At 59.4% G+C, this 26,135-nt stretch carries 22 protein-coding genes; 13 read left to right on the top strand and 9 right to left on the bottom strand.

The genetic code is table 11. The features are described from left to right. Positions 1–2: 2 nt before the first annotated feature. Both AC0V6W_RS09205 and glnE read right to left on the bottom strand, forming a co-directional pair. Complete coding sequence (locus AC0V6W_RS09205; protein ID WP_486151532.1) at positions 3–476, bottom strand: peroxiredoxin; 474 nt, start codon at positions 474–476, stop codon at positions 3–5. After that, positions 469–3,228 carry a bifunctional [glutamate--ammonia ligase]-adenylyl-L-tyrosine phosphorylase/[glutamate--ammonia-ligase] adenylyltransferase gene (gene glnE, locus AC0V6W_RS09200; protein WP_486149302.1) on the bottom strand — a complete coding sequence of 920 codons (2,760 nt, stop codon included), beginning with the start codon at positions 3,226–3,228 and terminating at the stop codon, positions 469–471. The genes AC0V6W_RS09205 and glnE overlap by 8 nt, the downstream gene beginning before the upstream one ends. 46 nt (positions 3,229–3,274) lie before the next feature. On the opposite strand from glnE, the gene AC0V6W_RS09195 reads away from it, so the two are divergent. Further along, complete coding sequence (locus tag AC0V6W_RS09195) at positions 3,275–4,291, top strand: agmatine deiminase family protein (RefSeq protein ID WP_486149300.1); 1,017 nt, start codon at positions 3,275–3,277, stop codon at positions 4,289–4,291. Positions 4,292–4,558: 267 nt separating this feature from the next. Next, positions 4,559–5,317 (top strand): DUF1223 domain-containing protein, encoded by a 759-nt coding sequence (locus AC0V6W_RS09190; protein WP_486149298.1) that lies wholly within the window; start codon positions 4,559–4,561, stop codon positions 5,315–5,317. Here the strand turns inward: AC0V6W_RS09190 and AC0V6W_RS09185 are convergent. The 3 genes from AC0V6W_RS09185 to AC0V6W_RS09175 all read right to left on the bottom strand — a co-directional run bounded on the left by AC0V6W_RS09185 (position 5,314) and on the right by AC0V6W_RS09175 (position 8,011). Further along, positions 5,314–5,664 (bottom strand): hypothetical protein, encoded by a 351-nt coding sequence (locus AC0V6W_RS09185; RefSeq protein ID WP_486149296.1) that lies wholly within the window; start codon positions 5,662–5,664, stop codon positions 5,314–5,316. The two genes, AC0V6W_RS09190 and AC0V6W_RS09185, sit on opposite strands and share 4 nt — an antisense overlap. A gap of 22 nt (positions 5,665–5,686) precedes the next feature. Beyond that, positions 5,687–7,702: a threonine--tRNA ligase gene (gene thrS, locus AC0V6W_RS09180; RefSeq protein WP_486149294.1), complete on the bottom strand. Its 2,016-nt coding sequence runs from the start codon at positions 7,700–7,702 to the stop codon at positions 5,687–5,689. Positions 7,703–7,840: 138 nt separating this feature from the next. Continuing rightward, positions 7,841–8,011 (bottom strand): hypothetical protein, encoded by a 171-nt coding sequence (locus tag AC0V6W_RS09175; protein WP_486149292.1) that lies wholly within the window; start codon positions 8,009–8,011, stop codon positions 7,841–7,843. A gap of 299 nt (positions 8,012–8,310) precedes the next feature. Between AC0V6W_RS09175 and AC0V6W_RS09170 the strand changes: the two genes are divergently transcribed. Genes AC0V6W_RS09170 through AC0V6W_RS09160 form a run of 3 tightly spaced genes read left to right on the top strand, consistent with a single transcriptional unit; the run spans position 8,311 to position 9,333 of the window. Further along, on the top strand, positions 8,311–8,487 hold the full coding sequence (locus AC0V6W_RS09170; protein WP_486149290.1) for a hypothetical protein: 177 nt from the start codon (positions 8,311–8,313) through the stop codon (positions 8,485–8,487). After that, a complete protein-coding gene (locus AC0V6W_RS09165; protein ID WP_486149288.1) occupies positions 8,484–9,128 on the top strand; it encodes a hypothetical protein in 645 nt (214 codons plus the stop codon). Before AC0V6W_RS09170 ends, AC0V6W_RS09165 begins: the two co-directional genes overlap by 4 nt. A 13-nt stretch (positions 9,129–9,141) precedes the next feature. Further along, entirely contained in the window at positions 9,142–9,333 is a 192-nt protein-coding gene (locus AC0V6W_RS09160; protein ID WP_486149286.1) for a helix-turn-helix transcriptional regulator, read from the top strand. Positions 9,334–9,415: 82 nt separating this feature from the next. On the opposite strand, the gene AC0V6W_RS09155 is transcribed toward AC0V6W_RS09160, so the two are convergent. The 3 genes from AC0V6W_RS09155 to AC0V6W_RS09145 form a co-directional block, all read right to left on the bottom strand. Then, on the bottom strand, positions 9,416–9,739 hold the full coding sequence (locus tag AC0V6W_RS09155; RefSeq protein ID WP_486149284.1) for a hypothetical protein: 324 nt from the start codon (positions 9,737–9,739) through the stop codon (positions 9,416–9,418). A 70-nt stretch (positions 9,740–9,809) separates the two neighbouring features. Continuing rightward, entirely contained in the window at positions 9,810–10,502 is a 693-nt protein-coding gene (locus tag AC0V6W_RS09150; RefSeq protein WP_486149282.1) for a hypothetical protein, read from the bottom strand. Between the two features lie 90 nt (positions 10,503–10,592). Then, positions 10,593–12,248 (bottom strand): alkaline phosphatase D family protein, encoded by a 1,656-nt coding sequence (locus tag AC0V6W_RS09145; RefSeq protein ID WP_486149280.1) that lies wholly within the window; start codon positions 12,246–12,248, stop codon positions 10,593–10,595. A gap of 59 nt (positions 12,249–12,307) precedes the next feature. Between AC0V6W_RS09145 and AC0V6W_RS09140 the strand changes: the two genes are divergently transcribed. From AC0V6W_RS09140 to AC0V6W_RS09120, 5 genes are all read left to right on the top strand, one after another. Then, on the top strand, positions 12,308–13,069 hold the full coding sequence (locus AC0V6W_RS09140; protein WP_486149278.1) for an alpha/beta hydrolase: 762 nt from the start codon (positions 12,308–12,310) through the stop codon (positions 13,067–13,069). A gap of 13 nt (positions 13,070–13,082) precedes the next feature. Continuing rightward, complete coding sequence (locus AC0V6W_RS09135; RefSeq protein WP_486149276.1) at positions 13,083–14,069, top strand: tetratricopeptide repeat protein; 987 nt, start codon at positions 13,083–13,085, stop codon at positions 14,067–14,069. Beyond that, a complete protein-coding gene (locus AC0V6W_RS09130; RefSeq protein WP_486149274.1) occupies positions 14,066–15,061 on the top strand; it encodes an LLM class flavin-dependent oxidoreductase in 996 nt (331 codons plus the stop codon). The genes AC0V6W_RS09135 and AC0V6W_RS09130 overlap by 4 nt, the downstream gene beginning before the upstream one ends. A gap of 178 nt (positions 15,062–15,239) precedes the next feature. After that, positions 15,240–19,958, top strand: a complete 4,719-nt coding sequence (locus AC0V6W_RS09125; protein WP_486149272.1) for an NAD-glutamate dehydrogenase — start codon at positions 15,240–15,242, stop codon at positions 19,956–19,958. Between the two features lie 64 nt (positions 19,959–20,022). Next, positions 20,023–21,264 (top strand): NAD(P)/FAD-dependent oxidoreductase, encoded by a 1,242-nt coding sequence (locus AC0V6W_RS09120; protein WP_486149270.1) that lies wholly within the window; start codon positions 20,023–20,025, stop codon positions 21,262–21,264. Here AC0V6W_RS09120 and queG read toward each other — a convergent pair. Further along, complete coding sequence (queG, locus tag AC0V6W_RS09115) at positions 21,248–22,321, bottom strand: tRNA epoxyqueuosine(34) reductase QueG (protein ID WP_486149268.1); 1,074 nt, start codon at positions 22,319–22,321, stop codon at positions 21,248–21,250. The genes AC0V6W_RS09120 and queG overlap by 17 nt on opposite strands. Before the next feature lie 46 nt (positions 22,322–22,367). Between queG and AC0V6W_RS09110 the strand changes: the two genes are divergently transcribed. The 3 genes from AC0V6W_RS09110 to AC0V6W_RS09100 all read left to right on the top strand — a co-directional run bounded on the left by AC0V6W_RS09110 (position 22,368) and on the right by AC0V6W_RS09100 (position 26,107). Then, positions 22,368–23,390: an ABC transporter ATP-binding protein gene (locus AC0V6W_RS09110; RefSeq protein WP_486149266.1), complete on the top strand. Its 1,023-nt coding sequence runs from the start codon at positions 22,368–22,370 to the stop codon at positions 23,388–23,390. Next, positions 23,387–24,673: an ABC transporter permease gene (locus AC0V6W_RS09105; RefSeq protein ID WP_486149264.1), complete on the top strand. Its 1,287-nt coding sequence runs from the start codon at positions 23,387–23,389 to the stop codon at positions 24,671–24,673. Before AC0V6W_RS09110 ends, AC0V6W_RS09105 begins: the two co-directional genes overlap by 4 nt. A 93-nt stretch (positions 24,674–24,766) precedes the next feature. After that, complete coding sequence (locus tag AC0V6W_RS09100) at positions 24,767–26,107, top strand: cytochrome P450 (RefSeq protein WP_486151530.1); 1,341 nt, start codon at positions 24,767–24,769, stop codon at positions 26,105–26,107. Positions 26,108–26,135: the final 28 nt, after the last annotated feature.

Genomic DNA, 26,135 nt, shown 5'->3' with positions numbered 1-26,135 from the left:
GCTTACAGCGCTTTTGCTGCCGCCAGAACCTCTTCGGCGTGGCCTTTGACTTTCACTTTGGGCCAGACCGCAGCGATGTTCCCATCGGCACCGACCAGATAGGTGGATCGGACCATGCCCATATAGGTTTTGCCGTACATCTGTTTTTCTGCCCACACACCAAGCGCATCGGACAAGCCATCTTCTGCTGCATCGGTTGCCAGAGGCGTTGTCAGATCATGCTTTGCGATAAAGTTCTGATGCTTTTTCGCGCTATCCTTCGATACGCCCAGCAATTCAGTGCCTGCCGCATCAAATTCGGCTTTGAGAGCGGTAAAGTCCTTTGCCTCGGTGGTGCAGCCCGGCGTGTTGTCCTTCGGATAGAAAAATACGACCAGTTTCCTGCCAGCAAAATCCGATGGCTTCACTTCGCCGCCATCCGGCGTGCCCATGGCAATATCGGGCATTGCATCACCTATACCGGGAAAATCACTCATCATTCGGCTCCATTTCGCTATGTGGGATGGTCTCGCCAAGCACACTCGACCAGATCTGCGCCACTCTTTGCCTTGTCTGCGCAAAGGCTTGCAAGAGCTCTTTATAATTGGGCTGTTGGCATGCGCTTGCAAGCGCAGATGCCGCGTAATGTGGCGGTTCTTTCGTGTCAGGGGCAAGCAGGCGCCCGGCGACCAATATCCGGCTCATCAAATCATAATCGGCAAGAAAGCCTGGCGGCAGATGCCCTGCATCAATCAACGCAGGTATCGCTTCGGCAAGGTCAGGGGAATAGGCTTTGGGATGGGTATCAATCAGCGCCTGCCCGCTCGCATTGATCCCCTGCAATTGGAGGAAATGCACCAGAAATTCGCAATCGATCAGCCCGCCTCGCAAGAGCTTGGCATCGAGTATACCAGCGGGCGGTTTATGCTGCGCCATTTCTGCGCGCATCGCGGTGACCGATGTCGCTAAGGCATCCTTATCCCGCTTTCGCGCCAGCACGCGCTGCATTATGGCCGCAACCGACCGCCGGCTGTGTGCAGAGCCCTGCAGAACCCGTGCGCGCGACAGGGCCATATGCTCCCATGTCCAGGCGGTTTCTTCCTGATATTTGGCAAAGGCATCCATGCTCACCACCAGCGGACCCTGCGCACCTTGCGGACGCAGCCGAGTGTCGACCTCGTATAAAGCGCCCTGAGCGGTGGGGACCGACAAAGCGGCAATGACTCGCGCGGCAAGGCGGTTGTAATATTGCGTCGCGCCGAGCGATTTTGGCCCATCGGAACGGGCGGAAAACGGGCCGGTGAATAGAAATACGGTGTCAAGATCGCTGGAATGGGTAAGCGCCCCGCCGCCAAAGCGGCCAAGCCCCAAAACGATCAGTTCGCTATTGGCAATCGCGCCGTGATTGGCAGCAAATTCGCGGCCAGCCTCGCGCACTGCGACGCTGATAGCGGCCTCAGCGGTGCGAGATAATGCGGCGGCAACCTCAAGCGGATCTGCCTGCCCCTCAATCATCTGCACACCCAGCGCAAAGCGGATTTCGCCGGTTACGAGCCTGATCGAATCGAGCAAAGCTTCGTAATCCGGCCTTGCGGCGCATTCTTCAAATCGCTGAGCAATTTCAGCGGGCGCACCCGGCAATTGGCGCGCTGTCCGGTCCAGCAGCGTGTCCAGCAATTCAGGCCGCCGCGCGAGTTCGTCCGATAAAGCAGGCGCAAGAGTAAGCGCTGCGACCAGACGCTCCAGCACATCGGGCCGCGCATCCAGCAGGCGGAACAAATTGATCGCAGAAGGCGCAGAATCAAGGATGGCTTCCCACCGGGCCAGAACCCGCGCCTGATCATCGCTTTGCCCAAACGCGCGCAAAAGCGGCGGCAAAACCCGCTCAAACGCCTCCAAAGCCTGCTCAGAACGCAGGCAAGCATAGCGGCCATCGCGCCATCCCTCGATCCGCCTTGCAAGCGCGGCGGGTTCGGCAAATCCATATTCGCTAAGCGCTTTTGCCCATTCGCTGTGCGCCTCTGGCACAATAGCAAGAACGGGACTGGGGCGAATGAGCGCTTCGTAAGTCGCCGCAACCTTGCCCGTGACCAACTCAAGATCAGCAATCAGCGCTGCGCCATCTTCAAGGTGATCCAAGCGCGCCACATTATCAAGCGCCGCGCCATCGGGCAGCGCATGGGTCTGGCGATCATGGACCATTTGCAACCGGTGCTCGATCACTCGCAATCGGTCATAGGCTGCACCCAAATCCTGCGCCGTGGCCTGTTCAATACGCCCGGCTGCCGCCAGCGCGTCCAGCGCCGCACGTGTCCCGCGCACCTGCAAAGAGGGATCGCGTCCGCCATGAATTAGCTGATGCGTCTGAACGAAAAATTCGATCTCGCGGATGCCGCCGAACCCTTTTTTCACATCGAAGCCCGGTCCGGGCCTCATCGCGCCTGCATGGCTCTTGCGGATGCGTTCCGTTAAAGCCTGCACTTCGTCCACCGCGCCAAAATCCAGCCCGTGGCGCCACACGAACGGCGCGATATCTTCCAGAAACGCCTCGCCCGCCGCGATATCGGCAGACGCGGCGCGCGCTCTGGTGAATGCTGCGCGTTCCCACGGCAGTGCGGCGCTTTGATAATGAGTGAGCGCGGCCCCGCGCCGCACGACTAGCGGGCTGATTTCGGAAGCAGGCCGCAGCCGCAAATCAACGCGCAGCGCGTATCCATCCTGCGTGGTGTCAGATAACAGCGCCACCGCGCGGCGGGCGTAACGCTGGACCGCTTCGCCCGGATCATCATTGCTGCGGCATGTCAGCGCCGCCGGATCATAAAGCCAGATGGGGTCAATGTCAGAGGAATAGTTGAGTTCACAGGCCCCCTGCTTTCCCAATGCCAAAGCGATAAAGCCAGCGGTGCTGGCAACACCCGTGCGCTCTTCAATCGCCGTGCGAATGGCGCGGTCCATCGCGCGATCGGCAAATCCTGTAAGCTCGCTCACGACGCGCGAAAGCGGCAAAGCGCCCGCCAGATCACCGATGGCAAGCGCTGCCGCCAGCGCCAAACGTTCCCGCCGCAGCGCCGCTGATGTATCGGGGTTATCGGCATGCGCTTTGGCCCATAGGAGCGCAGCTTCCGCATCGCCTTTGGCCAGCAGCGCTTCGAGGTCTGGCTGCTTATCAAGCGCGCGAGCCAGAAATGGCGAATGCGCACGGGCCCGTGCAAGCGCTTCATCCCAATCCGCTGTGTGCCCTGGCTCCATCCCGCTTCATTGACGCTGCTTCCCAGCTTCTGCAAGACGCATTGCCATGACCGCGCGCGCCAATACGCTCTCAGCCACACCTGCCCGGATGCCGCCCGAATGGGCGCCGCAGGACTGGCTGTGGATCGGATTTCCCCATTTGGCCGAAGAATGGCCGGGATACCTTGAACGCGCGCAGGAACAGATTGCAGCCTTTGCCAATGCCGTGGCTGAAAGCGGGCAAGAGGTGCGCTTACTTGTGCGCGATCAGGCCAACGCCGCAAGGGCGCGCGAATTGGTGAGCGGGTCAGTCACGCTGGAGCAGCGCGCCTATGGTGATATCTGGCTGCGCGACACGGGTCCGCTAATGGTGAGCGATGCAAACATGCGCCGCGCTGTCCGGTTCGGCTTTAATGGCTGGGGCGGCAAATATCAGATGGCGGGTGACGAGAGCATCGGCGAAGAACTGGCGCGTGATGCGGGATTGGAGCTGCGCACTTCGGCCATGATCCTTGAAGGCGGAGCGATTGAAAGCGACGGCACCGGCCTTGTCGCCGTAACAGAGCAATGCCTGCTCAATCCCAATCGCAACCCCGATTTGAGCCGCGCTGATATCGAAGAAGAACTGCGCGAAATGCTCGGGTTTGACCGGGTGTTGTGGCTCGGGGACGGGCTCATGAACGATCACACCGATGGCCATATCGACAATCTTGCCCGCTTTGCCGCGCCGGGCCGTATGATCGTGCCTGAGCCGAGCGGCGCGGATGATCCCAATCACGCGATTTACGATGACGCTGCCCGGCGGGCACAGACTTTCGGATTGGACATCATCCGCGTTCCTTCGCCCGGTTTGATAAAACGCAGCGGCGTGATTGAGCCTGCAAGCTATGTGAATTTCGCGATCATCACGCATTTGGTCGTGGTGCCAACATTCGGCTCGCCTTTTGATGAAGCAGGCGTGCAAGCCATTGCCGCGCTGTTCCCGGATCGCGATTGTATCGGCCTGCCCGCCGATGCGGTGCTGGCGGGCGGAGGCGGCTTTCATTGCGCCAGCCAGCAAATGCCCTCGCTTGGCGCTGCTTAACGCTTCGTTAGGACTTGCTCCCCATTGTGCAGGCTATGAGCAAAGCCTTCGCCCTTTCCCAAGCCGCCTATGCAGCGCTACCGGCACGCCCGATTGATGCCGCGCGCTGCGTGATAGTTTTGGGCTGCGCGCTGGCGTTGATCTTGGCGGGGCCCGTTCTGCCTTTCTAACGGCCGGAGTGTCCGCGTAACCAATCCCGATTTTTGAACGTATTCCTTTTCTCAGGACAATTGCGCCTGAAATGCGTCCGGAATTGCGAGGTTGAGTGTGAAACGCCAGATTGCTGCCGCCCTTGCGGTGTTTATCATCCTTGCAGCAGCGCCGCTGCTCCTGCCCAATTCGTCCAACGCGCAATCTGGTCCGAATGGCTTGCCCGCTCTGGCGAATGAGCCTGTGCTGATCGAATTGTTCACCAGTCAGGGTTGCTCATCGTGCCCCCCGGCTGACCGGCTCGCTGCAAAACTGGCGCGCGAGGCCAATTTGATCGTGGTTTCGCGCCCCGTTGATTATTGGGACAGGCTGGGATGGAAAGACACATTTGCCAAGCCATCGAACACGGAGCTGCAACGCGATTATGCGCGCCGCGGCCTTGCCGGATATAACGGTGTCTACACTCCGCAAAGCGTGGTGGCCGGACGTCTGGGCGAAGTGGGTTCCAAAGAAGGCGCGGTTCGCACCTTGGTAGAGCGCGCACGCGGCTCAATGCGCGCTGTTATCAGACTGGAAAAAGCCAATGGCGGGTTCGGCGTCGGTATCAATGGCTCTAGCGAGAAGGCGGCTGAGCTCATGCTTCTTGGTGTGTCCACACGCGAAGATGTGGCGATTGGCCGCGGCGAAAATGGCGGCCACACGGTGACCTACACCAATGTCCTGATTGGCGAACAGCGCATCGCAACATGGAATGGCGGCAAGGCAAGCTACGCGCTCAAAGCGTCGCAATTGCGGCTGCCGGGCGCCGATAAATACGCGCTTGTCCTGCGCGAACCCGGCGGAGGTCCTGTCTTGGCCGCGCGCTGGGTTGACTAAACGTCGGCTCGAAACAGGATCACGAACAACGTAATCGCATGAAACGCGGCGATCCCCAGATTGCTCATAACCACGGGGTTGGAAACGGTGCCCACAGTGACCGGGGTGAGCACCTTGTAGATGATCTGGAGGGCAAGCATCGCCGTGACAGCTTCGGGCATGGGTTTGAACAGGAACCCCGCCGAAGCGATCAGAATGGCCAAGTAGAAAGCGAGCACGATTCCTCGGGCGGGACTATCGGAGCCATAGGCTGCGCCTGTCCAATCCGCATTGGTCGCGATACCAAAGGTCACTGGCACCAACACGAAGATATTGAGGAGCATCGAAAACACGGTCAAAATCTTCATGTCAAACCCCTGGTTTAGCCGTTCACCCACGCAAATCAGGCGGCGTTGCCGCCTCTTTCAGCATTGCAATCGCTTCTTCTAAAGGCAGGACGCGCTGCTCTTTTTCACCCAGCGTCCGGATGGCAACAGTGCCTTCTTCCTGCTCACGCTTGCCGACCACCAGCATATACGGAACCTTTGCGAGTGAGTGTTCGCGCACCTTATAGTTGATCTTCTCGTTGCGCAGATCTGCCTTGGCGCGAATTCCAGCCGCTTCCAGCTTCGCCAAGACCTCGCCAGCATAGCCATCAATGTCAGACACAATCGGCGCGACCACGGCTTGTTCTGGGGCAAGCCATGCAGGCAGGCGTCCGGCAAAATGTTCGATTAGGATGCCGATAAAGCGCTCGTAAGAACCGAAAATCGCGCGGTGCAGCATGACGGGGCGATGCTTTCCGCCATCTTCGCCCACATAGGTCGCATCCAAACGGTCAGGCAAAACGCGGTCGCCCTGGATTGTGCCAACCTGCCATGTCCGGCCAATCGCATCGGTGAGGTGCCATTCAAGCTTTGGCGCATAAAACGCCCCCTCGCCCGGCAGCTCTTCCCAGCCATAATCTTCATTCGCCATGCCCGCTTCTGCCACGGCATCGCGCAATTCCTGTTCCGCCTTGTCCCAGTCCGCCTCTGATCCGAAGCGTTTTTCGGGTCGCAAGGCTAGCTTGACATGATAGGTGAAGCCGAAGTCCTGATAGACGCTGTTGGCCAGTTCACAAAAAGCGCGGACCTCTTCGACGACCTGTTCTTCGGTGCAGAAGATATGCGCATCGTCCTGCGTAAACTGGCGCACGCGCATCAATCCGTGCAGCGCGCCGTGGGGTTCGTTGCGGTGGCAGCACCCCATCTCGCCAAGGCGGATCGGCAGATCGCGATAAGATGTGATCCCCTGTTTGAAGACCAGCACATGCGCCGGGCAATTCATCGGCTTGATCGCCATCCAGTCGGCGTCTTTCTCCACCGAAGGCTTGGCCGCCCCATCGCCGTCTTCGTCCACTTGCGGCACCATATCGGGGACGGCGAACATGTTCTCAGCATATTTGCCCCAATGGCCTGATTGCTCCCACTGGCGCACATCCATCAGCTGCGGCGTCTTGATTTCGCGGTAGCCGCTCGCGTCCATCTTGCGGCGCATATAGGCCTCCAGCTCGCGCCAGATCCGGTAACCCTTGGGGTGCCAGAACACGCTGCCATGCGCCTCTTCCTGCAAGTGGAACAGGTCCATCTCGCGGCCCAGCTTGCGGTGATCGCGCTTGGCGGCTTCTTCAAGGTTGTGGAGGTGCTGTTTAAGCTGCTTTTTGTTGAGCCAGCCCGTCCCGTAAATCCGCGTCAATTGCGCGTTGTTCTGGTCACCGCGCCAATATGCGCCCGCCACCCGCATCAACTTGAACGCTTGCGGATCGAGTTTCCCGGTGGAGGCAAGGTGCGGGCCCCGGCACATATCCAGCCAGTCATCACCCGACCAATAGACCGTCAGCTCCTCGCCTTCGGGCAGCCCCTCGGCCCATTCCGCCTTGAACGCTTCGCCTTCGGATTGCCATTTGTCGATAAGCTGCTGGCGCGACCACACCTCGCGGCGAAGCGGTTTGTCCGCTTTGATGATCTCGCGCATTTTCTCTTCGATTGCGGGCAAGTCCTCGCTGCTGAACGGTTCGCGCGATTCCGGCGCCATCACATCATAGTAGAACCCGTCATCGGTTGCCGGGCCAAAGGTGATCTGCGTGCCGGGATAGAGCGCCTGCACCGCCTCAGCCAGGATATGCGCATAATCGTGGCGCACCAGCTCAAGCGCGTCGGCCTCATCCTTCGCCGTGATCAGAGCCAGCTCGGCATCGCCATCGAACGGGCGGCCAATATCGCGCACTTCGCCATTGACCCGCGCAGCCAAAGCCGCCTTGGCCAGCCCCGGGCCGATTGCGGCTGCCACATCATAGGGCGTGGCTCCCCGTTCCATCTCGCGCACGGAGCCATCGGGCAGGCTTATCTTGAGCAGTTCGGTCATCGCGGTCTTGTCCGTTTCCAATTCTGATGCACGCCATGGCACAGCGCGGCGCGCGCTTGAAGCGGCGAGTGTTGTGTTTTGACCGATTGCGAAGGCGGCCGCCGTGCCGCCCTTCGATCGGGCGGCGGGGTGCCTGGTTTAGCGCACCGCGACCCGCCCCGGATCATCCGAGGTCGTGGTGGTAGTGATAGTGGTCGTGGTGAGCAGCTTTGCCATGGCGATCCCATAGCGATTGCAATCGCCGCTGTCACGCCCACTTCGCTGCTGCGTGGTGGCCTGGACATGGACCGGTGACGGGGGTTTTTGCAAAAGTTTGAGTTTCGCAGGACATGTTCAATTTCAGTCGCTTGTTTCGCAAAACAAAAACCCAAGTGTAACCTTTCCAATTCGCAACGCACCATCGCGGACCCGCCCCGCCCCATCACGCCCCATCACGCCCCGCCGTGCCCCGCCACAGGGCATAAAAAGCGCGAATGACAAGCGCACTGACCAACCTAGCAATTCGCCACCTTAGTAGGAAAGCAGGATGCGCTGGATGGAAAGCAAGCTTGACATTCCTTCCCATTGGTGGCAAGTGTCCTTTCCATATTAGAAAGGGAGCTTTCCTAGTGACACGAACTCAAACCGCACTTCTTTGGGCTTCATTGATCCTTATCGCCGCTGTCATCACGTCCGCAATGAATGCGAGCGATGCTGCCAGCTTTGCCATAATCACCGGGCTTTCAGGTGGCGCATGGGCCGCGCTCAATCTCGATCAGGGCTGCGGTAAGGGGTACCTTCGGTGAACAGGCAAACAAAAAATCGCAACGGCGTGTTTGGTCGCGGGCCTTTGTTCTGGGGGACGCTCACTTTGCTTTCAACGGCGACAGTGGTCGCACTCGGCGTGACTGAGGCTATTGAAGGCACACCGGCTTTGCTGCTTTTGCTGCTGCCGATCGCGACATTTGGCGCAATGATGCGATCTGCTTACACCTTTGCCAGCAGCGATCAGCCTTCCGGCAATGGCTCTGATTGCATCCCCAAAGGAGCCGCGCAGCAGCGCTACATCAAGCGCGTGGCGATCTTTACATCGCTGTATTTGGCAGGATTTGCCGCCATCACATTCGTCGAGCGCGAATGGGCCGCGCCGCAATCCATTCAAGTTCTCGCAGCGCTGGTACCTGGCTTTGCCACTATCGGAGTGTTCTGGTCCATTGCACGGCTGATTGTTGAGGAAGCCGATGAATTCATACGCATGCTGGTGGTTCGCCAAGCGCTTATCGCCTCAGGTTTTGCGATGAGCCTTGCGTCTGTCTGGGGGTTTCTGGAATACGCAGCCCTGGTCCCGCATCTGGACGCGTATTGGTGGGCTGCAGCATGGTTCGTGGGGTTGTTTATTGGCGCCGTTTTGAACCGGGTACAGCACGGCACGTGGGGTGCGGTATGACGGGGTGGCAGACATGAAAAACCGCCTCAAAGTCCTTCGTGCAGAGCGCGATTGGTCTCAGCAAGACCTCGCCGACCGGCTCGGCGTCTCGCGGCAATCTGTGAATGCGATTGAAAAAGGGCGTTATGACCCATCTTTGCCGCTGGCGTTCACAATTGCCGAAGTGTTCGAATTGCCAATTGAGGCGATCTTTAGCCGCGAATAATCCCGCCCAAACGAAAAAGCCCCGCCGCAATCGGCAGGGCTTTGTTCAGTGTCGCTGTTCTGGCGGAACAACCGGCTGAGTGTTAGCTCGTTGCAGGTTGCGGGATTGATGCGACCGGGGGTTTCGCTTTTGCCGGCTTTGACTTGGCTGGCTTTGGCTTTGTTGGCACAGCATTTTTCAGCGGCTTTTGCTCGGCGGCATCGCCTGATTGCTCGTCGCTGGACTTGCCAAAATACTTCTTCGCTGCATAGCCGCCGACGCCCAATGCGATCATTGCAGGAAGGCTGATCCGGCTCAGAACAAATGGCGCAGCAGCACCAATCATAGCGCCGGTCGTGCCGCCCATTGATTTGGATTGCTGCGCGAGTTTTCCGCCAAGTGCGGCTCCGATGATTTTGCTAAGCATTGTTGTCTCCTTCATCCCGCTTACAAGCAGGATGGCAGGGTGTTCCAAAAAACTGAAAGCGCGAAAAACGCTAAGCTGCAATCAATTGGGGCCAATACCAGACCAGCGCGGACGCGCTCAGCCATGCCGAAAACATGATGAGATAGGGCCATTTGCGCGGCAGCATTTCGGCTGCAAACAAAGTGGTCGCCGCCGTTCCTGCAAGCGCAATGAGGACGGGAGCAGGCCCTGATATGCCCGCCGCTTGAGGCGATGTGAGGGCCAACGCAGCCTGGATCGCGGCATTCGTCCATTGCGCTGGCAAAAGCACAAGCAGCCAATCCGGCAATGTGCCGGGCATCGCAAAAGCGGTGAGAATAATCGCCGCTTCGCCCATCACCACAAAGACAGCCATGCACCAGCCCAGACCCGGCATGGACCGTGCAAACAAAGCGCCGCGCGCCGCAAAGCTGAAAGCCGCGATGACAATGGCTGGCACCATAACAAGCGCGCTGAAGGCAGCGCCGCTGCCTATCGCCAATGCGCCTGCGATAAGGGCAAGACCGATGAGCGCAGCCAGCGTCACGCCGATCCATAACCTGCCAGAAGCGGCCGCTCCAATCATGCCCGCCCCCATAAGAGCGAGAGTTAAACCGAGCGGCACTCCATCAGATATGTCCAGCAACGCCAAAGCAGCCAGCGGTGCGGCGACGCCTGCAAGACCAACACTCAGCCAGGCGGCAAGCGGCCATTTGGGCGGTTGAACCGTGATTTCAGAATTCATGGGACGTGCTTTGAGCGAACCGCTCTGCAAAGTCGAGCGAGGATACCGGCACCGCTATTGAGGCCCCCAGCACGCTCGATCACGCCGCTATCAAGCCTCGGTCACGATTCTTTTCGTGCCAGCAAGCTTGGCTGAGCGCGTCCTTCCACCGTCCGTAAACCGGTATTCGGTGACAACGCGGTCCGGGCCGAGTCCGATCATCATATAGCCGCGCTGCGATGTGTCAGACCATTGTAGCTCGGCATTTTCAGCGGTTAACGCTCCCGCCATTGTGGTGGCGGGGATCATCGAGAGATACCCTTCGAACCCCGGCGAGCTTACCGACGCCACGCCAAATTCCACCCCGACCGCTTCGCCTTTATGCGCCAGATTGAAATTCCAAGCATTGTGGGTGTCACCGGCGAGCACGATCAAATTGGCATCCGCTTCCAATGCGGATTGGAACAGCCGGTCGCGCGCGGCGGGATACCCATCCCAGGCATCCATATTGAGCGGCAGACCCGCCTGCCGCGCGAGCGCGCCCGCTTCCAATCGGCGCTTAAGATAATCGGGCAGGCCTTGCGGCAGGGCCTCGAACAGCGATTGCGGGGCCTGCACTTTGCCCATCAACACCTGCTGCACCAGCACCTGCCAGCGCGCGCCGCGCTTCTTTGACGATGCCATCCCCTGCGCGAGCCACGCCTCTTGCCGCGCGCCCAGCATCTGGCGATCAGGATCGAGGTAATCTCCGCTAGCAAATTCGCGCAAAGAAGCGGTCATGGCATCGGGATCGGATTGGCCGCTCAACAGCTTTTCAACGCTGAATTGCTCCTCGCGCCCTTCCAGCCGCGTGTCTAGCCGGAACAAAGTCGCCAGATCGCCAATATCATAGGCGGCGTAAGGTTCATCAGAAACGGGCATCCATTCGCGGTAGACCCGTTTGGCGATGGCTTTGCGCGTCTGCCAATCGCCTTCGGCAGCGCTTTGATGGTTTTGCGCGCCATCACGCCAGCTGTCATTGGCGCTTTCATGATCGTCCCAGATGGCAATCATCGGCAGCACCTGATGCAGCCGCTTAAGATCGGGGTCCGCGCGGTAGGTCGCGTAACGCAGGCGGTAATCGGCCAGCGTTATGATCTCTGTACCAGGAGAAAGCGCACTGCGATCGGGATGGGTCTGGCCGGGTGAAGGATAGGTGCCCGCGCCATATTCGTAGATGTAATCGCCCAGATGCACGGCGAGATCGCAATCATTCGCTTGGGCGGCATGGGCATAGGCGTTGAACCAGCCAAACCCATAATTCGAACACGAAAACACCGCCAGTTTGAACGCGGCAGAAGGGCCCTGCGGCAAAGTGCGAGTGCGGCCCACGGGCGACATGCTGCCACCGGGCGCGATAAAGCGGAAATAATACCAGCTATCAGGCCGCAGCCCGGTGGCCACCGGTTTAACGCAGCCATCGCGCGCAGGCGATGCAGTGACGGAGCCAGCGGCAATGGTGGAGGTGAACTCCGCGCTTTCGCTCACCTGCCATTCGAGCGTTACAGGCGCATCAGCAGCGTAGCGCGTCCAAAGCAGCACCCGGTCCTGACCCGGCTCCCCGCTTGCGACATTATGAGTGAAACCTGTCCCAAAAGTGCGCGCATGAAGCGGCGTTGCCGCCAATGCCGCCCCTGCTCCTGCAAAAGTAAACAGACCGCGCCGCGAAACATTTGCGGCTGATTGGTTCTGCGGACGGGCGGGCTGAGCGGTGAAGGGTGTGACCATGCGCGTCTCATTAAGCTGGCGGGATTGCGAGTGTGTGACACCAATGGCATGGCCTGCGCATGAGCGATATTCAATTCCACGAAATGGCAGATGGCCGCCGCATCGCCTTTCGCCGTACGCATGGGAAAGGGCCGGCTGGGAAAGGGCCTGCTGGAAAAGGGCCGGCGCTGGTCTTTCTGCCCGGCTATATGTCCGATATGTCTGGCGGCAAAGCGACCGCTTTGTTCGAGCATGCCAAGGCTGAGGGCCGCTCTGCGCTGCTGCTCGATTATTCCGGCTGCGGGGCAAGTTCGGGCGATTTTGCAGGTGGCGCCTTGTCGCGGTGGCGCGATGAAGTGCTCGCCGTAATCGGCGCTCAGGTGGATGGCCCCGTCCTGCTTGTCGGATCGTCAATGGGCGGATGGCTGATGTTGCTGATAGGGCGCGCCTTGGGAGACCGGCTGGCAGGCATGATCGGGATCGCCGCAGCGCCCGATTTCACCCGCTGGGGCATTAATGACGCTCGCCGCGCGCAATTGGCCGCGGGCAAGACCGTTTATGAAGACAACCCTTACGGCCCCGATCCCACCCCCACGCATCCGCTGTTCTTTCGCGATGCAGAGGCCAATCTGCTGCTTGAAAGCGACATTGATATCACCTGCCCGGTGCGCTTGCTGCATGGCCAGCGCGATACAGATGTGCCGTGGTACATATCGCTGAGGCTGGCAAAGGCGCTGCGTTCGGATGATATACAGGTGACGCTGATTAAGGACGGCGATCACCGCTTGTCGCGCGATGCGGATATCGCTTTGTTACAATCAGCGGTGCGCGGCTTTTATTGATGGACCTTCTCCCGTGCTCTTGACCTCAACGCTTATTGCTGCCGCTTTGCAGGTTGGCCCCAATCCCAGCGCTTTGCCGCCGATCAACCCGCATGATGAATTGCGCGACCGGCCTGCGCGTTTGGACAATCAGGAACCGGATAATCCCACCAGCAAATGGCTGGCTGAATGCCTCACGCAGCTGGAGACAGATCCGGCGCGCGCTCATTCGCAGGCGCAAATCCGCCTGACCGAAGCGTTGAGCGCACAAGACACCGTCATCGCGCAGCATTGCCGGGGGCTGGCTGCCACTGAGCTTGGCCTGTGGGCCGATGCCAGCACCGCGTTTCTCGCCGCGCGCAACGGCTCCCCCGGCGATGACACCCGCGCACGCGCACGGTTTGGGACCATGGCAGGCAATGCAGCTTTGGCAGGCGGCGATGCGAGCGGAGCGCTGGCGCTGCTAACCATTGCACAGCGCGATGCCAGCAGCGCCGCATCGGCCACATTGGAAGCTCTTGCTGCAAACGATAAAGCGCGCGCGCTGGTTGCATTGGAGCGTCCTGACGAGGCGCTGGCATCGCTCGAACGCGCGACAGTGCTCGAACCCGGCATTGCTGAAAGCTGGCTGCTTAAAGCGACTTTGCTGCGCCGAATGGACCGATTGGCGGGTGCGCAAACCGCGATAGAGCGCGCGTCTGCCTTATCGCCGCAAAACGGTGAAATTGGGCTGGAAGCAGGCGTGATCGCAGTGCTGGCCGGGCGCGAGGATGCCGCGCGCCAAAGCTGGCAATCGGTGGTGGATACGCAAGCGGGCACGCCCTTTGCCGAAACCGCAAAAGGGTATCTGGCGCAGATCGGCCCGGCTGAAACCGCTCCTGCGCGGGCCTTACCTGCCCCCACTCAAACCGCCCCCGAACGCGCGCCCGCTGAGACCGCGCCCGCTGAGACCGCGCCCGCTGAAACTGCGCCCGCTGAACCCACATCGCCCACAATCCCCTATGAGGTGCCCGGCGCATGACCCGTTTCTCCGTCCTTGATCTTGTCCCCGTGCGCGAAGGCAGCACGATCAGCGACGCTTTCGCAGCCGCCACCGCCTTGGCCCAGGCTGCTGAGCGCCTTGGCTGCAACCGTTTCTGGGTGGCAGAGCATCACGCGATGGAAGGCATTGCAGGCGGCGCCACATCGGTGGTGCTCGCTCATATCGGCAATGCGACCCGCACCATCCGCATTGGATCGGGCGGCATCATGCTGCCCAATCACACCCCTTTTCAGATCGCCGAACAATTTGGCACTCTGGATGCGCTGTTTCCAGCGCGCGTTGACCTTGGCCTTGGCAGAGCGCCGGGCGCAGGGCCCGAATTGCAGCGCGCTTTGCGCAAAGATCTGGCCCGGGCCTCGGAATATTTCCCCAATGATGTGGCCGAACTGCGCGCGCTTTTGACAGGCGATGTCGATCTGCCGTTCAAAGCCACCCCAGGTTTTGGCGCGAAGCCCGAAATGTGGATGCTCGGCTCCAGCCTGTTCGGCGCGCAGCTCGCGGCCAAACTGGGCCTGCCTTATGCTTTTGCTGCGCATTTCGCGCCCGATCATCTGGATGCAGCGCTGGAAATTTACCGCCGCGATTTCCAGCCATCTGCCGCGCTCAGTCAGCCTTATGTGATGGTGGCAATGAATGTTTTTGCCGCGAAAACGCATGAGCACGCAAAAACGCTCGCCTCCAGCCAGCAGCAAAGCTTTGTGCAATTGCGATCGGGCACGCCGGGCAAGCTGCTACCGCCGATCCCCGATTACCTCGATCAATTGCCCGCGCAGCATCAAGCCATGCTCGCCCATGTCGGGCAGGCGAGCGCGGTGGGCACGCCTGAAATGGTGCGCGATCAGATCACTGCTTTTGTCGAGCGGACCAGGGCCGATGAGATCATGCTGTGCGGATCAACCTACGATCCCGATGCGCGTATTTCTTCGCTGGAATTGACGCTGGAAGCAATGAAAGCGCCGCTTCCGGCCTAAATCCGCGCGCCCTGCTGCGAGATTGCCTGCTATAACGCCCGCGTAAAACCTTTGGTCTGCCTTTCATCCGGGTTCAAACGTGCTTGCAGTCCCCCCATCAAAGCGCCTATTGCTCGCATGATAACAACAAAGCGGGACAATAATATTGCCCGCGCGCAGGATGTCAGGAGCGCACTTGATGGCCACGAAGACGGCGAAATCCAAAGCCCCCAACACCAAATTTGCAAAGCCGCTCATTCAGCATCTTGAAGCGTCCCTGCTACCGGGCGACACCCCGATGGACGACGCGCAACTGGATGAGGCCGCCCGGTTCCTGCTGGACGCCGCGGCCAAACGCACGCCGGGCAAAAGCGCGCTCAAACTGGAATCCACCACCGAAGAACGCCGCCGTCTGCAAATCGCCATTATCAATGATGATATGCCGTTTCTGGTCGATTCCATTGCAGGGGCGATCACCGCGCATTCTTTGAACATTGATTGCCTAGTGCATCCTGTCATCGAAATTTCGCGCGATGATGATGGCGAACTGACAGGCCTTGCAAAACCGGATGAGGATGCAGAAGGCAGCCTTGCCGAAAGCTTCATCTATATCGAAACGCCGCGCATTGATGCGCGCCAGCGGCGAGATCTGCTCAGCACATTGCGCGCCACCCTAAGTGATGTGCGCGCAGCGGTTGCCGATTGGCGAAAAGTGCAAAAGGCGATGGAACGCGATGCCGCCAGCATGGGCGCGGCCAGCCCCGAAGCAGCCGCCCTTTTGACATGGCTCAACAATGGCATGCTAACCCAGCTGGGTCACCTCACGCGCCAGCGCGATGGCACCAACAGCAAAGCGCTTGGCATTTGCCGCCGCAACACAGATCCTCTTTTATCCGATGCTTCCTACGATCTGGCGTTCGATTGGTTCGATGAAAACGGCGGTGATGGCCCGCCGCGCGATCTGTTGGTGATAAAATCCAACCGCATGTCATCGGTGCATCGCCGCGTCCCGCTTGACCTGTTCATCGTGCCCAATCGCGAAGACGGAAAAACCGCCAGCCTGTCCGTTCACACAGGCGTCTGGACCAGCGCCGCATTGGCCGCGCGGCCCGAAGATGTGCCGGTTTTGCGCGGATCGCTTGCACAGTTGACCACCCAATTGGGATTTGACCGCAGCGGCCATGCCGGAAAAGCGCTCGTCCATGCATTCACCACATTGCCGCATGATCTGCTAATCGGATTTGGCAGCGAAGACACACGCCGATTGACCACGGCCATGATGAGCCTGGTCGATCGCCCCCGGCCCCGGCTGGTGCTGGTCAATTCGGCATTGCGCCGCCATGTCTTTGCCTTTGTCTGGCTGCCGCGCGATATGCTGAACACGCAGACCCGCCTGCAAATCCGAGATTTGTTGACGCAGGCACCCGGCGCTGCGGTTCTCAATTGGAGCCTTGAGGTTGAAGGCAGCACGCTGGCGATGCTGCAATTCCTGATCGACACCCGCACAGCCGACGCAGTGCCCGATGCCGATGAGGTCGAAGCGCAATTGGAAGAATTGCTGCGCGGCTGGGGCGAAGCGGTTGAAAAAGAACTTTCCCAAACCGAAGATGCAGGCCGCGCCAATGCCATTGCTGCGCGCTATGCCGATGCATTCCCGGCCGAATACCGCGCCGAATATGGCGCAGGCGAAGCTGCGCGCGATATCGCCCGGCTGCGCGCGCTTGCCTCTGGCGAGGAGGGCGAAACGCAAAAACGTGATGCACGGCTGTACCGGCTTGATAGCGCTGATGAAGGAGGCGCGGAGGGTCACTTACGGCTGAAAATTGCGCATGTGGACGGCTCACTGACCCTGTCTGACACTGTGCCAGCGCTTGAGAATTTCGGTTTTCGCGTGGGATCGGAACGCAACATTGTACTGGATGGCGGACAGCTTGGCACGCTGCATGATTTCAAACTGGCGCTGGCTCCCGGCGCGGATGCTGATGCGCTGCTGAAACGCGCGGACATTATCGAAGGCGCAATTGCCGAAGTGCTAAATGAAAGCGCCGAGGATGATCCGTTCAACCGGCTTGTCACCGAAGCGGAATTGAGCGCACGCGAGGCAATGTGGCTGCGCGCGGTTTATCGCTATCTGCGCCAAACGGGCATGGGCTTTACCATTTACACCGTGGTCGATGCGCTCAGCGCTGCGCCGGGTGTGACCCGCGCGATTATCGATCTGTTTATCGCGCACCACGATCCAGACTTTGACGGCGACCGGGACAAAGCGGTCAAATCCGCCAAAGATGCCTTTGACAAAGGCCTCGCCAAAGTGTCCGCGATCAATGATGACAGGCTGCTGCGATTGTACCGCGCGGTGATTGATGCCGTGCTGCGCACCAATGCCTTTGCCGATGCCGCAGACGAAGCGCTCGCGTTCAAGATCCAGTCTGAGTGCATTCCCGACCTGCCAAAGCCTGTGCCATGGCGCGAGATTTTCGTCTATTCGCGCCGGGTCGAAGGGATCCATTTGCGCAGCGGAGCGGTCGCGCGCGGCGGGCTGCGCTGGTCAGACAGGCGCGATGATTTCCGCACTGAGATTCTCGGCCTGATGAAAGCGCAGCGCGTTAAAAACGCAGTGATCGTGCCAACGGGCGCAAAAGGCGGTTTCTACCCCAAACAATTGCCCAACCCAGCGCAGGACCGCGATGCCTGGGCCGCCGAAGGGCAAGCAAGCTACGAAGTGTTCATCCGCACCTTGCTGTCGGTCACGGACAACATCGTAAAAGGCAAAGTCGTCCACCCTGACAATGTCGTCATCCATGATGGCGAAGACCCCTATTTCGTGGTCGCCGCCGATAAAGGCACTGCGCGCTTCTCCGATGTCGCCAATGGCATTGCGCGGGGACAGGATTTCTGGCTGGGCGACGCCTTCGCCAGCGGCGGTTCCAACGGATACGATCACAAAGCCATGGGCATCACCGCACGCGGCGGGTGGGTCAGCGTTCAGCGCCATTTCCTCGAAATGGGCGTGGATGTGCAGGAAGACAGCATCGAAGTTGTCGGCTGCGGCGATATGTCGGGCGATGTGTTCGGCAATGGCATGCTGCTATCCAAAGCAATCAAACTGGTTGCCGCTTACGATCACCGCCACATCTTTATCGATCCTACGCCCGATCCTGCTGCCAGCTGGAAAGAGCGCAAACGATTGTTCGATAAATCGAGCTCAAGCTGGGATGAGTATGGCAAAGACCTGATCTCGCGCGGGGGCGGCGTTTTTGAACGCGGTGCCAAAAGCATCAGCCTTTCCAAAACGGCTGCCACCATGTTGGGCCTCGATGAAACCGAAATCACACCTGACAATCTGGTCAGCGCCATTTTGAAAGCGCGCGTTGATCTCATCTGGTTTGGCGGGATTGGCACCTATATCAAGGCGGAAAGCGAGAGCAATTCGGATGTCGGTGACCGCGCCAATGATCCCTTGCGCGTCAATGCGCGCGATCTGTCAGCCAAGGTTATCGGCGAAGGCGCCAATCTGGGCATCACGCAGGCAGGACGCATTGAATTTGCGCTTAGAGGTGGGCGGATTAACACCGATTTCATCGACAATTCGGCAGGCGTTGATTGTTCCGATAACGAAGTGAACATCAAAATCGCGCTCGCTTCTGCCGTGCGCGATGGCGATCTCACAGAGAAAAAGCGCAACAATCTGCTTGAGAAAATGACCGATGAAGTCGCCGCGATTGTGCTGGAGGATAACCGGCTGCAAGCGCTCGCTTTGTCGATTGCAGAGGCGGGCGGGGCAAAGGCGATGGATTCCTATATCCGCCTCATTGAACGGCTCGAAGAACTGGGCGCGCTTGATCGCGAAAATCAGGGGCTCGCTGATAACGAGATGCTCAAACGCCGCGCGAGCGATGGAAAGGGGATGACCCGTCCCGAACTCGCGGTGCTGCTATCGACCACCAAACTGGTGTTGCAAGACGCGATCGAAGCCAGCGATCTGCCCGGTGATCCCGCGCTCGAAACTGATCTGATCGCGATGTTCCCCGAACCGATGCGCGGCAGTTTCAAAGGCGCGATCACCGATCACCGCTTGCGCCGTGAATTGATCGCAACCGAGCTCGCCAATCGCATTGTCAATTCCATGGGGCCGCTGGCCGTGTTCGAACTGGCCGAGGAAGAAGGCGCGATGCTGGAAGCGATTGCTTCCACTTTTGTCGCGGTGGACACTTTGTTCGACATGCGCACTTTGTGGACCGAAATTGACGATGCCAAAGTAAGCGAGGCCACCCGCATCGAATTGTTCGAACGCACCGGCCAGGCCTTGCGCGCGCATATGGGCGACCTGCTGCGCGCAGGGGCCGCACGCCAGCAGCCCAGCGATCTTGCAGGCGAATTGGCACCGGGGATCAAGGAATTGGCAGGGACCACGCATGATCTCGTCATGGGCGAGACGCGGCGTCAATCCGATGCGATGCGCGACGAGCTGAAAGAGGCGGGAACGCCTGGGGGTCTGGCCGGCAAAATCGTCCAATTGTTCGAAATGGACGGAGCCGCCGGTCTTGCCCGCCTGTCGCGCAATTCCGAAGTCAGCATTACCAAGCTAACCGCCGCTTTCACCGATCTGGGCGCCCGGCTCGGCATCGATTGGGCACAGCGCACCGCTGCCATGATGGAGCCATCCGATGTGTGGGAGCGATTGCTGGTCGTGGGCCTTGCCCGCGATTTCCAGCAGATGCGGCTCGATCTTTTGCGCGCACTTCTCGCAGGAAAAGACACCGATCCCGAAGCCGCGATCCAGCAATGGGCCGATGACAATGCGGCCGCCATTCGCCAGTTCAAAAGCATGGTTGAACGAGCGCAGAACCAGAACCCGGTTGTGCCCACTGTGCTCGCGCAAATTGCAAGCCAAGCGCGCAATCTGCTTGAACCCTAAGACTTGACCTTGCGCTCAATTGGCGCAAGTCAGGCGCGGCTTATTTGCGATAAGGGCGAAAGACATGGCAGGACAGGCACGCGAGGCGGATATCGTCATTGTCGGCACAGGCCATGGCGGCGCGCAGGCTGCGATTGCTTTGCGCCAGCAGGGGCACGAGGGATCAATCCTGATGATCGGGCGCGATGCGGTGCCCCCCTATGAACGCCCGCCTTTGTCCAAAGAATATCTGTCCGGCGACAAACCGTTTGAGCGGATCATGATCCGGCCCGAGAAATTCTGGGCCGATAAAGGGATCGATCTGGCACTCGGCAGTGCTGTCACCGATATTGACTGGATGGCGCACACGGTCACTTTGTCAGATGGCAGCGTCATTGGCTACCGCAAGCTTATCTGGTCAGGCGGCGGCGATCCGCGCAGATTGCCCACCACAGGCGCCAATCAAAAAGGCGTGTTCTACGTCCGCGACAAACGCGATGCCGATGCGATGATGGCTGCGATTGAGGCAGGCGCACGGCGCGCGGTTGTCATCGGCGGCGGCTATATCGGATTGGAAGCGGCTGCGGTCTTGCGCAAATTGAACTGCGAAGTGGTTCTGGTCGAAACGCTTGACCGTTTGCTCGCGCGAGTGGCTGGCGAAGAATTGTCAGAATTTTACGCGCATGAACACCGCGAACACGGTGTGGATGTACGCCTTGGCCAAGCGGTGACCGAGATTGTCGGCACCGATGGACAAGTAACCGGAGTGGCGCTGGATACGGGCGAAAATATCGCATGCGATATGGTGGTTGTCGGCATTGGCATTGTGCCCGCCGTTGGCCCCCTGATCGCCGCAGGGGCGGCAGGGTCAAACGGTGTTGACGTGGATTATGTCTGCCGCACCACGCTTGATGATATTTACGCGATTGGTGACTGCGCCGCGCATGCCAATTCATATGCCGATAACGCGGTGATCCGGCTGGAATCGGTCCAGAACGCGCATGATATGGCCAACACGGTCGCCCGCGCCATTATGGGCGAGAAAGAAAAATACGAAGCGCTGCCGTGGTTCTGGTCAAACCAGTATGATCTCAAATTGCAAACCGCAGGGCTGAACACAGGCTATGATGCCACAGTGCTGCGCGGCGATCCGGGAGCACGCAAGTTTACGATTGTCTATCTGAAAGAAGGCCGGCCCATCGCCTTTGATTGCGTGAACACGATGAAAGATTACGTGCAGGGCTCGAAAATGCTCAAAGCGGGCGTGGAACGGGTGGACCCTGATCTTTTGGCCGATACCGAAGTTCAGCTTAAACAGATGATGTAAGCTTCGCTGCCGCCCATTCTGCCGCATCGGCAACCACGGGATCGGGATCAGCCTTTAACGCCTCACACATTGCAAGCAGATTGGTGTCGGCGCTGTTGCCCGCCGCATAAAGGCAATTGCGCACAAACCGGTCCCGCCCAATCCGCTTGATCGGAGAGCCTGAAAAAAGGCTGCGAAACCCTGCATCATCAAGCGCCAACAATTCTGCCAGCCTGGGCGCTGCCAATTCTGCACGGGGGAGAAATTCGCGCATGGCATGAGCAGCGGAGGCAAATTTGTTCCACGGGCACACCGCAAGGCAATCATCGCAGCCGTAAATCCGGTTGCCCATCGCACTGCGCAAATTGTCTTCGACAGGGCCTTTATGCTCAATCGTCAGATATGAAATGCACCGCCGCGCATCGATCTGATAGGCATTGGGAAAGGCATCGGTTGGGCAGCTGTCGAGACAGGCCCGGCACGATCCGCATTGATCGCGTTGCGGCCCTGTCGGCGTAAGCTTCAATGTCGTGTAAATCGCGCCCAGAAACAGCCAGCTGCCATGATCGGGGCTGACCAGATTGGTGTGCTTACCCTGCCAGCCAATCCCCGCCGCCTCTCCCAGCGGTTTTTCCATCACCGGGGCGGTGTCGACGAAAACTTTCACCTCGGCCTCGGGCTGCTCGGCGATCATCCAGCGGGCCAGCGCTTTCAGCCGCTTTTTGACGATATCGTGATAATCCTTGCCCTGCGCATACACCGAAATTCGCGCGTGGGCAGGATAGGCTTCAAGCTCCATCGGATCGCGCGCCGGTGCATAGCTCATGCCGAGCGCGATGACGCTGTTTGCCTCGGGCCATAGATCCTTGGGGGAGCCGCGCTCGGCCGCGCGGGTCTCCATCCACTCCATCGTGCCGTGATGCCCTTCGCCCAGCCAGTGTTCGAGCCGTTGGACGCGCACCGGATCGCGCGCAGCGCTGGCAATCCCGCAAGCCACAAATCCAAGATCGCGCGCAGCCGCTTCGAGCCGCGTTTCAAACGGGCTTTGCGAGCCAAGTGTTACCCCTGAATTAACCATGCTTGGGGGCACTCCCGTTTAGTCTCACCCGTTAACTCGCCTTTTCATGGATATGGCGGTAAGCGAAACTGTGGCTTCGCACAATCACACACAGGCCGGTGCAGCGGCGGATGAAGATCCCATTGCCGATGCGCGCCCGCTCGCAATCGAAGCGCGCGGTCTGGTCAAAAGCTTTGACGGCACCCGCGCGGTTGACGGCGTGGATATCGCCGTGCCCGAAGGTGCGATTTACGGCATTCTTGGCCCCAATGGCGCGGGCAAAACGACCACATTGCGCATGCTTTTGGGGATTATTGACCCTGATGAAGGCGTGCGCCGCGTGTTTGGCCATGACCGGCCGCATGATGTGGGCCGGTTGATCGGTTATCTACCCGAAGAACGCGGGCTGTATCCGGCGATGAAAGCGATTGAGGCGATTGCGTTTATGGGCGCGCTGCGCGGTCTGCCCAAGGCTGAAGGGCGCAAACGCGGGCTCGAACTGCTGGAACGCCACGACTTATCCCACGCCGCCGACCGGCAAATCCGGCAGCTGTCCAAAGGCATGGCGCAAACCGTCCAATTGCTCGGCACATTGGTGCACGGCCCCCGCCTGGTGGTGCTGGATGAGCCATTTTCGGGCCTTGATGCGATCAATCAGGGCAAGCTGGAGAGGATGATCCGCTCGCTCGCCGAAGACGGCGTCACGGTGATCTTTTCCACCCATGTCATCCACCATGCCGAACGCCTGTGCGAAGGCGTCGCGATTATTGCGGGCGGCAAAGTGCCCTATGCGGGCAGCGTCGAAACCGCGCGCGACCGCATCCCTGCGCAGGTTCGGCTGGAAACCCGTGCCCGGACGGGCGGCTGGACCAAAGCATTGCCGGATGATGCCCGGCGCGAAGGGGATTTCTTCTATTTCTCGCTGCCCGAAACCGGCGTTGAACCTTTGCTCAAAGACCTGATCGCGGGTGAAGCGGGCATATTGTCTCTCTCGATTGAGCGTGCAGGCCTGCACGATGCCTTTGTCGCGATCGCGGGCGAGGCCGCGGCCCGGCAGCTTGAAGCCGATCAGGCGGGAGCCGATGCATGAGCACGCTTGATGTCAAACCGCGCCTTTCCCGGCTGGAGGCCGCTTGGGTCATCGCCCGGCGCGATTTTGTCGCGGTGCTGTTCAGCCGCGCATTTCTGTTCTTTCTGCTTGGCCCGCTCTTTCCCGTCATCGTCGGCGGACTTGCGGGCAGCATTGGCGGGCAAGTGTCGCGCGAGGCCGCGATTGCTGAAATTGGCATTGCGATGCCATCCGATGACGCAGCGGCCCTGCTGCGCGGCGCGGAGACATTGCGCCCGCAATTGGGCGGCGCGGTGCCTGCGCTCGCGATTATTCCCGATGCTGCAAGCGATCCCGAATTTGACGCGCGCGGCTTTCTAGAACAGCGCAAAGGCAGCTATGTCGCGATTGTCACGGGCACAATTGACGCGCCCGAATTGGTCGGGACCGAAGGACAGGTCGCGCGCTGGAAAGGGCCGATCAGCCTGATCGCGTCGACCGGGGCCAGCACTACGCCGCAAAGCTTCCCCGCTGTCGCAACCCAAACCGTTGCCAGCAGCGCGGCATCAGAGCGGTCCAGCCGGATCAAAACCGCGCAAGCTGCGCAAATGGTGCTGTTCCTTTTGACCATGCTTTTGGCCGGGATGGTGCTGTCGAACCTAGCAGAGGAAAAAGGCAACAAGATCATCGAAATCCTTGCCGCCGCTATTCCGATGGATGCCGTGTTTATGGGCAAATTGTTCGCGATGCTGGGTGTGTCGTTTGTCGGCATCGCCGTTTGGGGCACTGTCGGCTGGGCGTTTTGGGCAATTGCTGAGGACGCCATCGTCACCGTCACCCAAACCGATTACCGCAATCTGCCAGGCCCCGCTTTGGGTTGGCCGATGTTCCTCGCACTGGGCGTTGCCTATTTCTCGATGGCGTATCTGCTGCTCGGCTCACTGTTCCTGACCATTGGCGCCATGGCGAACACCGTGCGCGAAGTGCAGACCATGTCGATGCCGGTCACCATGATGCAGCTGATGGTGTTCTTCATCGCCGCTTTCACTCTCACCCCCGGCGGTGCGTGGATGGAACCCTATGCCATGGCCTTCCCACTATCCTCTCCCTTCGCCATGCTGGCGCGCGCAGCGATGGACGAAACGCTTTGGATCCACGCCGCAGCGCTCGCATGGCAGGCCGTGTGGGTTGGCCTGCTAGTCAAAGGCGGATCTATCCTGTTTAAAAAGCGTGTGATGAAATCGGGCGGCGCTGGGCGCGAGAGAAAGAAACGCAAAATGTTCGCGCCAAAAGCGCCCTCACCCATGGCTGAACCCGCCGAATAGGTAGCCAATCGCAACCCGTATTGACATTGGTGTCAATTGAGGCAGGATGCACCCCGTTAAATGGACGCGAAAGTCCAAAGACGGGAGAAAATGATGGCAACCATTGCAGCACCGGCACGGCCAAAGGTCCGCAATTCGCCGCAGGCACACGAAGCGCTAAAAGAGCATTTCGAAAAGCACCCCGAAGAACGCCCGCAGCACCCCCACAAATGGGATGTCAGCCGTTCGGATATCTACTTCGAGGACAAGTGGCAGCCGATCTTCAAAGAGATGCAGGATGCAGGCCCGCTGCATTACATCCCCGAAAGCCCTTACGGCCCCTATTGGGCTGTCGTCGGGCACAAGGCGATCCAACATATTGAGGCACAGCCTGAGATTTTCTCGTCCAGCTGGGAATATGGCGGCATCACCATCCTTGAACGGTTAAGCGATGAACAGATCGCCAAAGAGGGCACAGACCGCCGCGAACTCCCGATGTTTATCGCGATGGACCGCCCACAGCACACCGGCCAGCGCCGCACAGTGGCTCCCAAATTCACCCCTTCGGCCATGAAAGATATGGAAGAGGAAATCCGCGCTCGAACCGGCGAAACGCTCGACAGTTTGCCGCGCGGAGAAACGTTCGACTGGGTCGATAAAGTCTCGATTGAACTGACCACAGGCATGCTCGCCATACTGTTTGGCTTTCCCTGGGAAGACCGCCGCATGCTCACTTTCTGGTCGGACTGGTCAGGCGACACCGAAATCGGAGGCATTCGCGAACTGGATGAACTGCGCTGGGAATTTCTCCACGAAATGGCAGCCTATTTCCAGTCGCTCTGGATCGAACGCACACAGGACAAGGAGCCCGGCAATGACCTCATCAGCATGATGGTCCATTCCGAAGCGATGAACCAGATGCGTCCAGAAGAATTTATCGGCAATCTGGTGCTGCTGATCGTTGGCGGGAATGACACCACACGCAATTCCATGAGCGGGTTTATCCATGCGCTCGACAAATTCCCCGATCAGCGAAAATTGTTCGAACAAAACCCCGACATCATCCCCAATGCGGTGCAGGAAATGCTGCGGGTGCAAACGCCGCTTGCGCATATGAGACGGACTTGTACCGAAGAAACGGAAGTTTTCGGCCAGACCATCAAAAAAGGCGACAAAGTCGTGCTGTGGTATCTTGCGGCCAATCACGAGGAAGACATTTTCCCCAATCCGCACACACTCGATTTGACTCGCGAAAATGCCAAACGGCACATCGCTTTTGGTTACGGGATTCACCGCTGCGTTGGCGCACGGCTGGCCGAATTGCAGCTGCGTATCCTTTTGGAAGAAATGCACAAACGCCGCATGCGGGTGCATGTCGCAGGCGATGTAGAACGGGTGCGCGCGAACTTTGTTCATGGCTTTCGCAGGCTGGAAGTGGAAATCACCGAGTTTTGAGCGGATCGCACCAGCGGTGAAACTTTTC

It is taken from the genome of Erythrobacter sp. JB1-7, assembly GCF_057365015.1.
Note: the sequence above shows the minus strand (reverse complement) of the source record. Positions and strands in the feature narration are given on the sequence as shown.